Raw genomic sequence first — 13,917 nt, forward strand, 5'->3', positions numbered from 1 at the left:
GATCCGGTTATTCGGCACTTCGCAGTGAAATCTCACCGCCCATCCAGGGTTTGATCACGCCATCCTGCTCAAGAAGCAGCGCGCCCTGTGCGTCAATACCGCGCGAAGTTCCGTAGATCTCTTTATCACCAATCAGCAATTTCACCGGGCGGTTGATGAAGTTATCCAGCTTTTCCCAACGAGACAGGAACGATGCCAGCCCTTCCTGCTCAAAAAGCGTGAGTGAACTGCGCAACTCTTTAATCATACGCACGGCAAGGGTGTTGCGATCGATGACGATCCCCGCCTCCTGAAGGTTAGTCCAGGCCTGATTCACCACATCATTTTGTACATTGCGCATTACCATGTTGAGGCCTGCGCCGATGACGATTTGCGCCGCATCGCCCGTTTTTCCCGTCAGTTCGACCAGAATACCGGCAAGTTTACGATCGTTGAGGTAGAGGTCATTAGGCCATTTAACGCGTACTTTATCCGCCCCCAGATCGTGCAGAACTTCCGCCATGACGATGCCGATGACCAGACTCAGACCAATGGCAGCGGCCGGGCCCTGCTCGAGTCGCCAGTACATGGACAGATAGAGGTTAGCGCCAAATGGCGAAAACCATTTGCGACCGCGACGGCCGCGACCGGCCTGTTGATATTCAGCAACGCAGGCATCGCCGGATTTCAGCTCAGGCAGACGATCCAGAAGATACTGGTTCGTCGAATCAATCACCGGCAGCACCGCAACATTGCCGTGTCCGATCTGGCTGCGGATCGCTTCTTCATTCAGCAATTGAATCGGCTCCGGCAGGCTGTAGCCCTTTCCGGGAACCGTGAACACATCAACACCCCAGTCGCGAAGCGTCTGGATATGTTTATTGATAGCAGCACGGCTCATGCCAAGCTGTTCACCCAGCTGCTCGCCAGAATGAAACTCGCCGTCAGCAAGGATGCTAATCAGGGTTAAGGGAACGGTATTGTCCTTCACGCGATAGCCTCCACGGCATTAACTTCACCTGTGCAGCCAATGAAGCGAACTTCTGGCTCCAGCCAGACGTTAAATTTTTCGCCCACACGCTGACGAACATAATGAGCCAGCTGTACAACATCATCGCTGGTCGCATCGCGCTGATTAATCAGCACAAGAGCCTGCTGCTGGTGAACGGCAGCACCGCCTACTGAAGTGCCTTTTAGCTGGCATTGATCGATAAGCCATCCCGCGGCAAGCTTCACGCTGCCATCCGCCTGAGGGTAATGTGGTGCGGCTGGCCATCCTTCAAGAAAGACTTTTGCATTTTCGCTGCTGATAACCGGGTTTTTGAAGAAGCTTCCTGCGTTTCCGTTTACTTTTGGATCGGGAAGTTTGGTCACCCGCATATGGCAAACGGAATCAAAAACGTCGCGGGCGGTTACGGTAGCCGGATCGAGACGCGTTAAATCCCCGTAGGTCAACACGGGCTGCCAGTCCTTCGACAGACGCAGGCCCACGGCAACAATCACGTAGCGATCCTGATATTCATGTTTGAAGATACTGTCACGATAGCCAAACCGGCACTGTTCCGCCGTTAAACGCTTTGCCGTTCCGGTCGCCAGTTCGATGCAGTCGACATATTCACAGACATGTTTCAGTTCGATGCCGTAGGCACCGATGTTTTGAATAGGTGACGATCCGGCGCAGCCTGGAATAAGCGCAAGGTTTTCCAGGCCCGGCATCCCTTTTTCGAGGGTGAATTGCACCAGATGATGCCAGTTTTCTCCGGCCCCCACGTGCAGGTGCCAGCTGTCGGCACGCTCTTCCACATCAATTCCCATGATGCGGTTAACGATCACCGTTCCCGCAAAATCATCGAGAAACAGGACATTACTTCCTTCGCCCAGAATCAGTACGGGTTCGTTATTTTCAGTTGCGCTTTGCCATGCATCCAGCATTTGCTGTGCAGTATCGGCACGTACAATTTGTTTAGCATTGCGTTGAATGCCAAAGGTATTCCAGGGCTTAAGGGAGTGGTTCATAGACGCTATCCTGATGCAAAAACGCAGGTAGTTTACCGTATAATCAGGGCGTTGGGGGATTAGTTTGTGCAGCCTATAAAAACGCAAAAAGGCCATCCTTTCGGATGGCCTCTCTACTTATTTGATGCCTGGCAGTTCCCTACTCTCACATGGGGAGACCCCACACTACCATCGGCGCTACGGCGTTTCACTTCTGAGTTCGGCATGGGGTCAGGTGGGACCACCGCGCTAAAGCCGCCAGGCAAATTCTGTTAATCTGTATCAGGCTGAAAATCGTCTCTGTCTCATCCGCCGAAACAGCTTCGGCGTTGTAAGGTTAAGCCTCACGGTTCATTAGTATCGGTTAGCTCAACGCATCGCTGCGCTTACACACCCGACCTATCAACGTCGTAGTCTTCAACGTTCCTTCAGGACCCTTAAAGGGTCAGGGAGAACTCATCTCGGGGCAAGTTTCGTGCTTAGATGCTTTCAGCACTTATCTTTTCCGCATTTAGCTACCGGGCAGTGCCATTGGCATGACAACCCGAACACCAGTGATGCGTCCACTCCGGTCCTCTCGTACTAGGAGCAGCCCCCCTCAATTCTCCAGCGCCCACGGCAGATAGGGACCGAACTGTCTCACGACGTTCTAAACCCAGCTCGCGTACCACTTTAAATGGCGAACAGCCATACCCTTGGGACCTACTTCAGCCCCAGGATGTGATGAGCCGACATCGAGGTGCCAAACACCGCCGTCGATATGAACTCTTGGGCGGTATCAGCCTGTTATCCCCGGAGTACCTTTTATCCGTTGAGCGATGGCCCTTCCATTCAGAACCACCGGATCACTATGACCTGCTTTCGCACCTGCTCGAGCCGTCACTCTCGCAGTCAAGCTAGCTTATGCCATTGCACTAACCTCCTGATGTCCGACCAGGATTAGCTAACCTTCGTGCTCCTCCGTTACTCTTTGGGAGGAGACCGCCCCAGTCAAACTACCCACCAGACACTGTCCGCAACCCGGATCACGGGTCTACGTTAGAACACCAGCCATTAAAGGGTGGTATTTCAAGGTTGGCTCCACGCAGACTGGCGTCCACGCTTCAAAGCCTCCCACCTATCCTACACATCAAGGACCAGTGTTCAGTGTCAAGCTATAGTAAAGGTTCACGGGGTCTTTCCGTCTTGCCGCGGGTACACTGCATCTTCACAGCGAGTTCAATTTCACTGAGTCTCGGGTGGAGACAGCCTGGCCATCATTACGCCATTCGTGCAGGTCGGAACTTACCCGACAAGGAATTTCGCTACCTTAGGACCGTTATAGTTACGGCCGCCGTTTACCGGGGCTTCGATCAAGAGCTTCGCGTTGCCGCTAACCCCATCAATTAACCTTCCGGCACCGGGCAGGCGTCACACCGTATACGTCCACTTTCGTGTTTGCACAGTGCTGTGTTTTTAATAAACAGTTGCAGCCAGCTGGTATCTTCGACTGATTTCAGCTCCACCCGCAGGGGCTTCACCTACATATCAGCGTGCCTTCTCCCGAAGTTACGGCACCATTTTGCCTAGTTCCTTCACCCGAGTTCTCTCAAGCGCCTTGGTATTCTCTACCTGACCACCTGTGTCGGTTTGGGGTACGATTTCGTGTTACCTGATGCTTAGAGGCTTTTCCTGGAAGCAGGGCATTTGTTACTTCAGCACCGTAGTGCCTCGTCATCACACCTCAGCGTTAATAAGGTACCGGATTTACCTGGAACCTCCGCCTACATGCTTAAACCGGGACAACCGTCGCCCGGCTAACATAGCCTTCTCCGTCCCCCCTTCGCAGTAACACCAAGTACAGGAATATTAACCTGTTTCCCATCGACTACGCCTTTCGGCCTCGCCTTAGGGGTCGACTCACCCTGCCCCGATTAACGTTGGACAGGAACCCTTGGTCTTCCGGCGAGCGGGCTTTTCACCCGCTTTATCGTTACTTATGTCAGCATTCGCACTTCTGATACCTCCAGCATGCCTCACAGCACACCTTCAACGGCTTACAGAACGCTCCCCTACCCAACAACGCCTAAGCGTCGCTGCCGCAGCTTCGGTGCATGGTTTAGCCCCGTTACATCTTCCGCGCAGGCCGACTCGACCAGTGAGCTATTACGCTTTCTTTAAATGATGGCTGCTTCTAAGCCAACATCCTGGCTGTCTGTGCCTTCCCACATCGTTTCCCACTTAACCATGACTTTGGGACCTTAGCTGGCGGTCTGGGTTGTTTCCCTCTTCACGACGGACGTTAGCACCCGCCGTGTGTCTCCCGTGATAACATTCTTCGGTATTCGTAGTTTGCATCGGGTTGGTAAGCCGGGATGGCCCCCTAGCCGAAACAGTGCTCTACCCCCGAAGATGAGTTCACGAGGCGCTACCTAAATAGCTTTCGGGGAGAACCAGCTATCTCCCGGTTTGATTGGCCTTTCACCCCCAGCCACAAGTCATCCGCTAATTTTTCAACATTAGTCGGTTCGGTCCTCCAGTTAGTGTTACCCAACCTTCAACCTGCCCATGGCTAGATCACCGGGTTTCGGGTCTATACCCTGCAACTTAACGCCCAGTTAAGACTCGGTTTCCCTTCGGCTCCCCTATACGGTTAACCTTGCTACAGAATATAAGTCGCTGACCCATTATACAAAAGGTACGCAGTCACACCACAAGGGTGCTCCCACTGCTTGTACGTACACGGTTTCAGGTTCTTTTTCACTCCCCTCGCCGGGGTTCTTTTCGCCTTTCCCTCACGGTACTGGTTCACTATCGGTCAGTCAGGAGTATTTAGCCTTGGAGGATGGTCCCCCCATATTCAGACAGGATACCACGTGTCCCGCCCTACTCTTCGAGTTCACAACCTGTGTGCTTTCGTGTACGGGACTGTCACCCTGTACCGTGCGACTTTCCAGACGCTTCCACTAACACACAAGCTGATTCAGACTCTGGGCTGCTCCCCGTTCGCTCGCCGCTACTGGGGGAATCTCGGTTGATTTCTTTTCCTCGGGGTACTTAGATGTTTCAGTTCCCCCGGTTCGCCTCGTTAACCTATGTATTCAGTTAACGATAGTGTGTCGGAACACACTGGGTTTCCCCATTCGGACATCGCCGGGTCAAAGGTTCATATCACCTCGCCGGCGCTTTTCGCAGATTAGCACGTCCTTCATCGCCTCTGACTGCCAGGGCATCCACCGTGTACGCTTAGTCGCTTAACCTCACAACCCGAAGATGTTTCACTTCTGATTGCGAAAATTTGAGAGACTCGAACACACATAACATGTGTGTCGTTTCAATTTTCAGCTTGATCCAGATTTTTAAAGAGCAAAACTTCGCAGTGCACCTTTTCAGGTTCACTCTGAAGTTTTCTTGTGTTCGCAGTAAAAGATGGTGGAGCTATGCGGGATCGAACCGCAGACCTCCTGCGTGCAAAGCAGGCGCTCTCCCAGCTGAGCTATAGCCCCATCGTTTATCGTCTCTGTACCGCTCATCCTTTAAAAGGAGTTTGGTAGGCCTGAGTGGACTTGAACCACCGACCTCACCCTTATCAGGGGTGCGCTCTAACCACCTGAGCTACAAGCCTGCAGAGATTTTTACTGCTGTTTTTTCATCAGACAATCTGTGTGAGCACTGCAAAGGCAGGTTCTTTAAGGTAAGGAGGTGATCCAACCGCAGGTTCCCCTACGGTTACCTTGTTACGACTTCACCCCAGTCATGAATCACAAAGTGGTAAGCGCCCTCCCGAAGGTTAAGCTACCTACTTCTTTTGCAACCCACTCCCATGGTGTGACGGGCGGTGTGTACAAGGCCCGGGAACGTATTCACCGTAGCATTCTGATCTACGATTACTAGCGATTCCGACTTCATGGAGTCGAGTTGCAGACTCCAATCCGGACTACGACGCACTTTATGAGGTCCGCTTGCTCTCGCGAGGTCGCTTCTCTTTGTATGCGCCATTGTAGCACGTGTGTAGCCCTACTCGTAAGGGCCATGATGACTTGACGTCATCCCCACCTTCCTCCAGTTTATCACTGGCAGTCTCCTTTGAGTTCCCGGCCGAACCGCTGGCAACAAAGGATAAGGGTTGCGCTCGTTGCGGGACTTAACCCAACATTTCACAACACGAGCTGACGACAGCCATGCAGCACCTGTCTCAGAGTTCCCGAAGGCACCAATCCATCTCTGGAAAGTTCTCTGGATGTCAAGAGTAGGTAAGGTTCTTCGCGTTGCATCGAATTAAACCACATGCTCCACCGCTTGTGCGGGCCCCCGTCAATTCATTTGAGTTTTAACCTTGCGGCCGTACTCCCCAGGCGGTCGACTTAACGCGTTAGCTCCGGAAGCCACGCCTCAAGGGCACAACCTCCAAGTCGACATCGTTTACGGCGTGGACTACCAGGGTATCTAATCCTGTTTGCTCCCCACGCTTTCGCACCTGAGCGTCAGTCTTTGTCCAGGGGGCCGCCTTCGCCACCGGTATTCCTCCAGATCTCTACGCATTTCACCGCTACACCTGGAATTCTACCCCCCTCTACAAGACTCTAGCCTGCCAGTTTCGAATGCAGTTCCCAGGTTGAGCCCGGGGATTTCACATCCGACTTGACAGACCGCCTGCGTGCGCTTTACGCCCAGTAATTCCGATTAACGCTTGCACCCTCCGTATTACCGCGGCTGCTGGCACGGAGTTAGCCGGTGCTTCTTCTGCGGGTAACGTCAATTGCTGTGGTTATTAACCACAACACCTTCCTCCCCGCTGAAAGTACTTTACAACCCGAAGGCCTTCTTCATACACGCGGCATGGCTGCATCAGGCTTGCGCCCATTGTGCAATATTCCCCACTGCTGCCTCCCGTAGGAGTCTGGACCGTGTCTCAGTTCCAGTGTGGCTGGTCATCCTCTCAGACCAGCTAGGGATCGTCGCCTAGGTGAGCCGTTACCCCACCTACTAGCTAATCCCATCTGGGCACATCTGATGGCAAGAGGCCCGAAGGTCCCCCTCTTTGGTCTTGCGACGTTATGCGGTATTAGCTACCGTTTCCAGTAGTTATCCCCCTCCATCAGGCAGTTTCCCAGACATTACTCACCCGTCCGCCGCTCGTCACCCAGGAGCAAGCTCCCCGTGTTACCGCTCGACTTGCATGTGTTAGGCCTGCCGCCAGCGTTCAATCTGAGCCATGATCAAACTCTTCAATTTAAGTTTGATGCTCGTGAATTAAACTTCGTAATGAATTACGTATGTTCACTCAGAGACTTGGTATTCATTTTTCGTCTTGCGACGTTAAGAATCCATGTCACTTTGAGTGCCCACACAGATTGTCTGATAAATTGTTAAAGAGCAGTGCCGCTTCGCTTTTCGCAGCGGCGCGGGGTGTGCATATTACGCTTTCCCGCTTCAGAGTCAAGTGATTAATTTCGCTTTTCTCTGCTGACCCGGCGGCGTGTGTGCCGTTGTTCCGTGTCAGTGGAGGCGCATTATAGGGAGTTATTCCGACGTGACAAGCATAAAATACAAAAAACTTTTCGTTCGCTCACTTTTCAAACTTAACGCTTATTTATGTCGCGAATCGCCCGTTAAATGTGCGATTTCCCGCGCAAAACTGGCCACCTGCGACCAGTCGGTATAAACCACTTCTTTACGCGTATCGGTTTCACCCCTGGTCATCTTCATAATCAGGCGGATCATAAAGCGGTCATACCAGCGGTAGCGAGGGTAGCGCAGCGCGCCGGCAAAGACGGCGCACAGGTCAGGCTGCCACGGCGAGCTGAGTAAAAACTTGCGCGTGTAGCTGTTGGTCTGCGGCGTACGCTTCTCAGCTTTACGTGCGACCAGGTTGACCGAGTAAAAGGCACCGGGCAATTTGTTGAGCACCGCCGTGTGGTTTTTCACAAAGCGATCCAGCGCCGGATGGAAATGCCCGTAACGAATTGACGCGCCAATCACCACGCGATCGTACTCCTGCCAGGCTATCTGCTCCGCACGGTTCAGGTTCACCACATCAGAGTAAATACCCAGCTCTTTTAATTCCGACGCCAGATAAGCGGCAATCTCACGCGTTTGTCCGTCTCGCGTAGAGAAAAGAATCAATGTTTTCATCAACGGCTCCTTACTCGCGCCAGAATGTAGGGGTGAACAGCACCAGCAGCGTAAAGACCTCAAGACGACCAAACAGCATATTGGCGATGAGGATCCATTTCGCGACCGGGTTCATGCTGGCAAAGTTATCCGCCACAACGCCCAGGCCGGGCCCGAGGTTATTCAATGTTGCTACGACGGACGCAAAGGCGGAGAAATCATCTACCCCCGTCGCGATAATCGCCAGCATACTGACGATAAACACCAGCGCATACGCCGAGAAGAATCCCCACACCGCTTCGAGGATACGTTCCGGCAGCGCGCGGTTCCCCAGCTTAATGCTGTAAACCGCATTCGGGTGGACCAGGCGCTTCAGCTCACGGTTCCCCTGCTTAAACAGCAGCAGAATACGAATTACCTTCAGGCCACCGCCCGTAGAACCCGCACAGCCCCCGATAAATGCCGAGCATAACAGCAGCACCGGCAGGAACAGCGGCCAGCGCGCGATGCTGTCGGTAGTAAACCCGGCGGTCGTCGCCATTGATACCACCTGGAAGAACGCCTGATTTAGCGTGGTCAGCGCGGAGTTGTAGACATCATGGAACCACAGCACCAGGGTACAGATGATCACCAGCGTAAGCTGGACGCCAATGAACATGCGGAACTCAGGGTCACGCCAGTACACTTTCAGGCTGCGCCCGCTCAGTAAAGAGAAGTGCAGGCCATAGTTACAGCCTGAAATCAGCAGGAAAATGGCAATAATAGTGTTAATCGTAGGGCTGTCGAAGTAGCCGACGCTGGCGTCGTGAGTGGAGAATCCACCGATCGCGATCGTCGCAAAGCTGTGTCCGATGGCGTCGAAAGCGGGCATCCCGGCAAACCATAGCGCCAGCGCACAGGCTACCGTCAGCAAGACATAGATAAGCCAGAGAGTTTTCGCCGTCTCGGCAATACGCGGGCGCATCTTGTTATCTTTCAGCGGCCCGGGCATTTCGGCGCGATAAAGCTGCATGCCGCCAACGCCCAGAATAGGAAGAATAGCCACTGCCAGGACGATGATCCCCATCCCCCCGAACCACTGCAGCATTTGACGATAAAAGAGAATGGCGTGCGGGAGGGAATCCAGCCCCACCAGCGTCGTCGCCCCGGTGGTCGTTAAACCGGAGAAGGATTCAAAAAAGGCATCCGTGATGCTCAGGTTAGGCTGTTCAGAGAAGATGAAGGGCAGCGAACCGACGCTCCCCAGCACCGTCCAGAACAGGACCACAATCAGAAATCCTTCGCGAGATTTCAGCTCACCTTTCTGACGACGGTTTGGCCACCACAGCAGCGAGCCGATCGCCAGCGCGACAAAGAAGGTCTGGGTAAATGCCCGCCCCGCGCCGTCCCGGTAGATAAGCGCCACCAGTCCTGGGAGAATCATCGTCCCGGAAAAGAGTATGACCAGCAGTCCAACGATTCGGGTTATGGCACGAAAATGCATCTCTGCCGCTTCCTTTGGTATTCAAAAAAGTGAGGTGGGGATTATTCTTCAATCGGCAGCAATTGCAACGAACCACGACTAAAATCAGCCAGTTTTGCTGAAAAAGCAGCCAGCTCCGCCTGCGGAAGCGCCACGCGTAATTGCACCAATGCCTGATATTCACTGTGCGCGATGACGCCGTTAAACTGTTTGAGCAGCGTTTCAATGCCCGATAGCTGAGCGTAATCGCACAACAAAGTATATTCGGTGAGCGGCGTTTTGCGGGTAGTTGTGAGCATATTCAGTGCCTGCTGAACTCCGCCGCCATAGGCTTTTACCAGCCCACCCGTGCCTAACAGGATGCCGCCGTAGTAGCGCACCACCACGGCGGTAATTTCACCCACGCCGCTGCCCATCAGCTGCGAAAGCATGGGTTTACCGGCCGTGCCCGCCGGTTCACCGTCGTCGGAAAACCCCAGCTGTTGCGAATCGTCTGGCGGCCCTGCCACCCACGCCACACAGTGGTGACGCGCGTCAGGATGCTCAGCCCGAACGGACTCGACAAACGCCTTTGCCGCCTCTACGCCGTCGGTATGCGCCAGCAGCGTAATAAAGCGGCTTTTCTTGATTTCCTCAACAAAGGTGACCGGTTCAGCCGGTATCAGCCAGCTTTCCATCAGGCCAGCTTCAGGTCTCGCGTCATATTCTCGATACCGTTTTCGTGAACCACAACGTTATCTTCGATGCGAATACCGCCAAACGGCTTCAGCGCGTCAATTTTTTCCCAGTTGAAGTGTTTGCTGAACTGACCTTCACGCCACGGCGCCAGCAGGGATTCGATAAAGTAGATCCCCGGTTCAATCGTCAGCACCATACGCGGCTCCAGAATACGAGTGCAGCGCAGGTAAGGATATTTAGACGGTGCCGCCAGGTGCGTGCCGGTGTCATCCTGCATAAAGCCCGCAACGTCGTGAACCTGCAGGCCCAGCGGGTGGCCGATACCGTGCGGCATGAATGGCCCGGTTAGATCGTTTTCGACCATCGCCTCTTCGCTCATGTCTTTCACAATCTGATGTTTACGCAGCAGTTTTGCGATGCGCTGATGGAACTGGATGTGGTAATCCACATAGCTGGTTCCCGCCTTCATGGTGGCAATCAGCGCCAGCTGTTCATCGTTTACGTCTTTAATCAGCTGCGCGAAATCGGTATCCGCATTCGCCGCCCAGGTACGGGTCAGGTCGGCCGCGTAACCGTTGTACTCGGCGCCTGCGTCAAGCAGGAAGCTGCGCATCTCCGACGGCACGTGGTGATCCAGCTTGGTGTAGTGAAGCACGGACGCGTGCTCATTCAGCGCGACGATATTGCTGTACGGCACGTCGGTATCACGGTGGCCTGTCGCGGTCAGATAGGCCTGATTGATGTCGAACTCGCTCATCCCCGACTGGAACGCTTCGTGCGCGGCACGGTGGCCATTCACCGCCGTTTTTTGCGCTTCACGCATGCAGTAAAGTTCGTAGTCGGTTTTATACGCGCGGTAATAGTGCAGGTAATCCAGCACGCCTTTCGGATTGAGTTTATCAGCCGGAATATCCAGACCCAGCGCGCGCTCCGGAACAGGGCCAATATAGGCGATATTGCCCCGCGCGGCAGGCAGCTGGCTGCCAATGCCGTCCGCTTTCGGCAGTGCAATCACATCAATCTCTTCCGTCCAGAAAGAGGTCGGCAGCGGTTCTACGTTGTGCCAGTAATCGACCGGCAGGTAGAACCACAGTTTCGGCTTGTTCACGCCATCCACCAGCAGCCAGCAATTTGGAACCTGAGTCACCGGCACCCAGGCTTTAAACTGCGGGTTCACCTTAAACGGATAAGCGTGGTCATCCAGAAAGGTATTCATCAGCTCGCCAGAGTGGATCAGCAGCGCATCCAGCTTAAAGCGGGCCAGTACATCGCGGGTACGTTCCTGTAGGGTAACGATATGATTTTTATAAAGCGAAGCCAGTGAGTCCATCATTCTTCCTTTCGTTTTTTTGACCTCAAGTCATCGCATCTTAGCACACCTCACTCCGGCTGCGTGATTTCCACCGACCGTGATCAATGCAGCATTTTCTTAATGAGTAATTTGCATTTTATTAACATAAATCCCACACTCCGATTCATCTGGTATGACCAGATCCAATTGCTGGATTCAGGAGACTGACATGCTCTACAAAGGCGACACCCTGTACCTCAACTGGCTGGAAGATGGCATTGCCGAACTGGTGTTCGATGCCCCCGGCTCAGTGAACAAGCTTGATACCGCGACGGTGGCCAGTCTTGGCCAGGCGCTGGATGTTCTTGAAAAACAACCTGAATTAAAAGGGCTGCTGCTGCGTTCGAACAAAGCGGCCTTTATTGTCGGTGCCGATATCACCGAGTTTCTTTCGCTGTTCCTGGTCCCGGAAGAACAGCTGAGCCAGTGGCTGCACTTTGCCAACAGCGTCTTTAATCGTCTGGAAGATCTGCCTGTCCCGACCATTTCCGCCGTTAACGGCTACGCGCTGGGCGGCGGCTGCGAGTGCGTACTGGCGACCGACTACCGTCTGGCGACGCCGGACCTGCGCATCGGCCTGCCGGAAACCAAGCTGGGCATCATGCCGGGCTTTGGCGGCTCCGTGCGTATGCCGCGCATGCTGGGTGCCGACAGCGCCCTTGAGATCATTGCCGCAGGTAAAGATGTCGGCGCAGAACAGGCTCAGAAAATCGGCCTGGTCGACGGCGTCGTGAAGCCAGAGAAACTGGTTGAAGGCGCACTCGCCATTCTGCGTCAGGCCATTAACGGCGATCTCGACTGGAAAGCCAAACGCCAGCCGAAGCTGGAGCCGTTAAAACTCAGCAAAATTGAAGCCACCATGAGCTTCACAATCGCCAAAGGCATGGTCATGCAGACGGCGGGTAAACACTACCCGGCGCCGATCACGGCGGTGAAAACCATTGAAGCGGCTGCTCGTCTCGGACGCGACGAGGCGCTGAAGCTCGAAAATCAGAGCTTTGTCCCGCTGGCGCACACCAATGAAGCTCGCGCGCTGGTCGGTATCTTCCTCAACGATCAGTTCGTGAAGGGTAAAGCCAAGCAGCTGACCAAAAACGTTGAGACGCCAAAACATGCGGCGGTACTCGGCGCCGGCATTATGGGTGGCGGTATCGCTTACCAGTCCGCCTGGAAAGGCGTGCCGGTAGTGATGAAAGACATCAGCGAGAAATCCCTGACGCTGGGCATGACCGAAGCGGCCAAGCTGCTGAATAAACAGCTGGAGCGCGGAAAAATTGACGGGCTGAAGCTTGCAGGCGTGATCTCCACCATTCAGCCCGTGCTGGAATACAGCGGTTTCGACCGTGTCGACGTAGTAGTCGAAGCCGTCGTCGAGAACCCGAAAGTCAAAAAAGCGGTGCTGGCAGAAACGGAAGATAAAGTTCGTCCTGAGACCGTGCTGGCCTCTAACACCTCCACCATTCCAATCAGCGAACTGGCGAGCGTGTTGAAGCGTCCGGAAAACTTCTGCGGGATGCACTTCTTCAACCCGGTACACCGTATGCCGCTGGTCGAAGTGATCCGCGGGGAAAAAACCTCTGACGAAACCATCGCTAAAGTGGTGGCATGGGCCAGCAAGATGGGCAAAACGCCGATCGTTGTTAACGACTGCCCGGGCTTCTTCGTTAACCGCGTGCTGTTCCCTTACTTTGCCGGCTTCAGCCAGCTGCTGCGCGACGGTGCGGACTTCCGCAAAATCGACAAAGTGATGGAGAAACAGTTCGGCTGGCCGATGGGCCCGGCGTATCTGCTGGACGTGGTCGGCATTGATACTGCTCACCACGCTCAGGCGGTGATGGCGGCAGGCTTCCCGCAGCGTATGCAGAAAGATTATCGCGACGCCATTGACGCTCTGTTCGACGCTAACCGCTTCGGCCAGAAAAACGGCCTGGGCTTCTGGCGCTATAAAGAAGACAGCAAAGGCAAACCGAAGAAAGAAGAAGATGCCGTGGTGGACGGCCTGCTGGCCGATGTAAGCCAGCCGAAACGCGACTTCACCGACGATGAGATCATCGCCCGCATGATGATCCCGATGATCAACGAAGTGGTGCGTTGCCTTGAAGAAGGCATCATCGCCAGCCCGGCAGAAGCCGATATGGCGCTGGTGTACGGCCTGGGCTTCCCTCCGTTCCACGGCGGCGCGTTCCGCTGGCTGGACACGCTCGGCAGCGCCCGCTATCTCGATATGGCTCAGCAGTATCAGCACCTCGGCCCGCTTTATGAGGTGCCGGAAGGGCTGCGTAACAAAGCGCGCCATAACGAACCCTACTATCCAGCAGTTGAGCCAGCCCGTCCGGTTGGCGAGCTGAAAACGGCTTAA

At 54.4% G+C, this 13,917-nt stretch carries 7 protein-coding genes, 2 tRNA genes and 3 rRNA genes; 1 reads left to right on the forward strand and 11 read right to left on the reverse strand.

Going from position 1 to position 13,917, the window contains the following annotated elements; translation table 11 throughout:
- Positions 1-7: 7 nt before the first annotated feature.
- The 11 genes from birA to pepQ all read right to left on the reverse strand — a co-directional run bounded on the left by birA (position 8) and on the right by pepQ (position 11,537).
- Positions 8-970 carry a bifunctional biotin--[acetyl-CoA-carboxylase] ligase/biotin operon repressor BirA gene (gene birA, locus FOY96_RS21055; RefSeq protein WP_033146880.1) on the reverse strand — a complete coding sequence of 321 codons (963 nt, stop codon included), beginning with the start codon at positions 968-970 and terminating at the stop codon, positions 8-10.
- Entirely contained in the window at positions 967-1,995 is a 1,029-nt protein-coding gene (gene murB, locus FOY96_RS21060) for a UDP-N-acetylmuramate dehydrogenase (protein ID WP_143347688.1), read from the reverse strand. The genes birA and murB overlap by 4 nt, the downstream gene beginning before the upstream one ends.
- Positions 1,996-2,121: 126 nt before the next feature.
- Positions 2,122-2,237 (reverse strand): 5S ribosomal RNA (rrf, locus tag FOY96_RS21065).
- A gap of 70 nt (positions 2,238-2,307) precedes the next feature.
- A 23S ribosomal RNA gene (locus FOY96_RS21070) occupies positions 2,308-5,213 on the reverse strand.
- A 170-nt stretch (positions 5,214-5,383) separates the two neighbouring features.
- Positions 5,384-5,459, reverse strand: a tRNA-Ala gene (locus FOY96_RS21075).
- 42 nt (positions 5,460-5,501) lie between these two features.
- Positions 5,502-5,578, reverse strand: a tRNA-Ile gene (locus FOY96_RS21080).
- Between the two features lie 70 nt (positions 5,579-5,648).
- Positions 5,649-7,188 (reverse strand): 16S ribosomal RNA (locus FOY96_RS21085).
- Together the 16S, 23S and 5S rRNA genes with 2 tRNA genes alongside form the textbook arrangement of a ribosomal RNA operon.
- 354 nt (positions 7,189-7,542) lie before the next feature.
- The gene (gene hemG / locus FOY96_RS21090) at positions 7,543-8,088 is read right to left on the reverse strand and encodes a menaquinone-dependent protoporphyrinogen IX dehydrogenase (RefSeq protein WP_143347689.1); all 546 of its coding nucleotides are present in this window, start codon (positions 8,086-8,088) and stop codon (positions 7,543-7,545) included.
- Positions 8,089-8,098: 10 nt separating this feature from the next.
- Complete coding sequence (gene trkH, locus FOY96_RS21095; protein ID WP_023309600.1) at positions 8,099-9,550, reverse strand: Trk system potassium transporter TrkH; 1,452 nt, start codon at positions 9,548-9,550, stop codon at positions 8,099-8,101.
- 41 nt (positions 9,551-9,591) lie between these two features.
- The gene (locus FOY96_RS21100) at positions 9,592-10,206 is read right to left on the reverse strand and encodes an IMPACT family protein (RefSeq protein ID WP_143347690.1); all 615 of its coding nucleotides are present in this window, start codon (positions 10,204-10,206) and stop codon (positions 9,592-9,594) included.
- A complete protein-coding gene (gene pepQ, locus FOY96_RS21105; protein ID WP_045888442.1) occupies positions 10,206-11,537 on the reverse strand; it encodes a Xaa-Pro dipeptidase in 1,332 nt (443 codons plus the stop codon). Before pepQ ends, FOY96_RS21100 begins: the two co-directional genes overlap by 1 nt.
- Positions 11,538-11,727: 190 nt before the next feature.
- On the opposite strand from pepQ, the gene fadB reads away from it, so the two are divergent.
- Positions 11,728-13,917: a fatty acid oxidation complex subunit alpha FadB gene (fadB, locus tag FOY96_RS21110; RefSeq protein ID WP_143347691.1), complete on the forward strand. Its 2,190-nt coding sequence runs from the start codon at positions 11,728-11,730 to the stop codon at positions 13,915-13,917.

Source organism: Enterobacter asburiae (assembly GCF_007035645.1).
Lineage (GTDB): Bacteria > Pseudomonadota > Gammaproteobacteria > Enterobacterales > Enterobacteriaceae > Enterobacter > Enterobacter asburiae_B.

Coding starts and splice junctions, on each gene's coding strand:
- murB (WP_143347688.1), bottom strand. CDS start 1,995: ATGAACCACTCCCTTAAGCCCTGGAATACCTTTGGCATTCAACGCAAT.
- hemG (WP_143347689.1), bottom strand. CDS start 8,088: ATGAAAACATTGATTCTTTTCTCTACGCGAGACGGACAAACGCGTGAG.
- trkH (WP_023309600.1), bottom strand. CDS start 9,550: ATGCATTTTCGTGCCATAACCCGAATCGTTGGACTGCTGGTCATACTC.
- FOY96_RS21100 (WP_143347690.1), bottom strand. CDS start 10,206: ATGGAAAGCTGGCTGATACCGGCTGAACCGGTCACCTTTGTTGAGGAA.
- pepQ (WP_045888442.1), bottom strand. CDS start 11,537: ATGGACTCACTGGCTTCGCTTTATAAAAATCATATCGTTACCCTACAG.
- fadB (WP_143347691.1), top strand. CDS start 11,728: ATGCTCTACAAAGGCGACACCCTGTACCTCAACTGGCTGGAAGATGGC.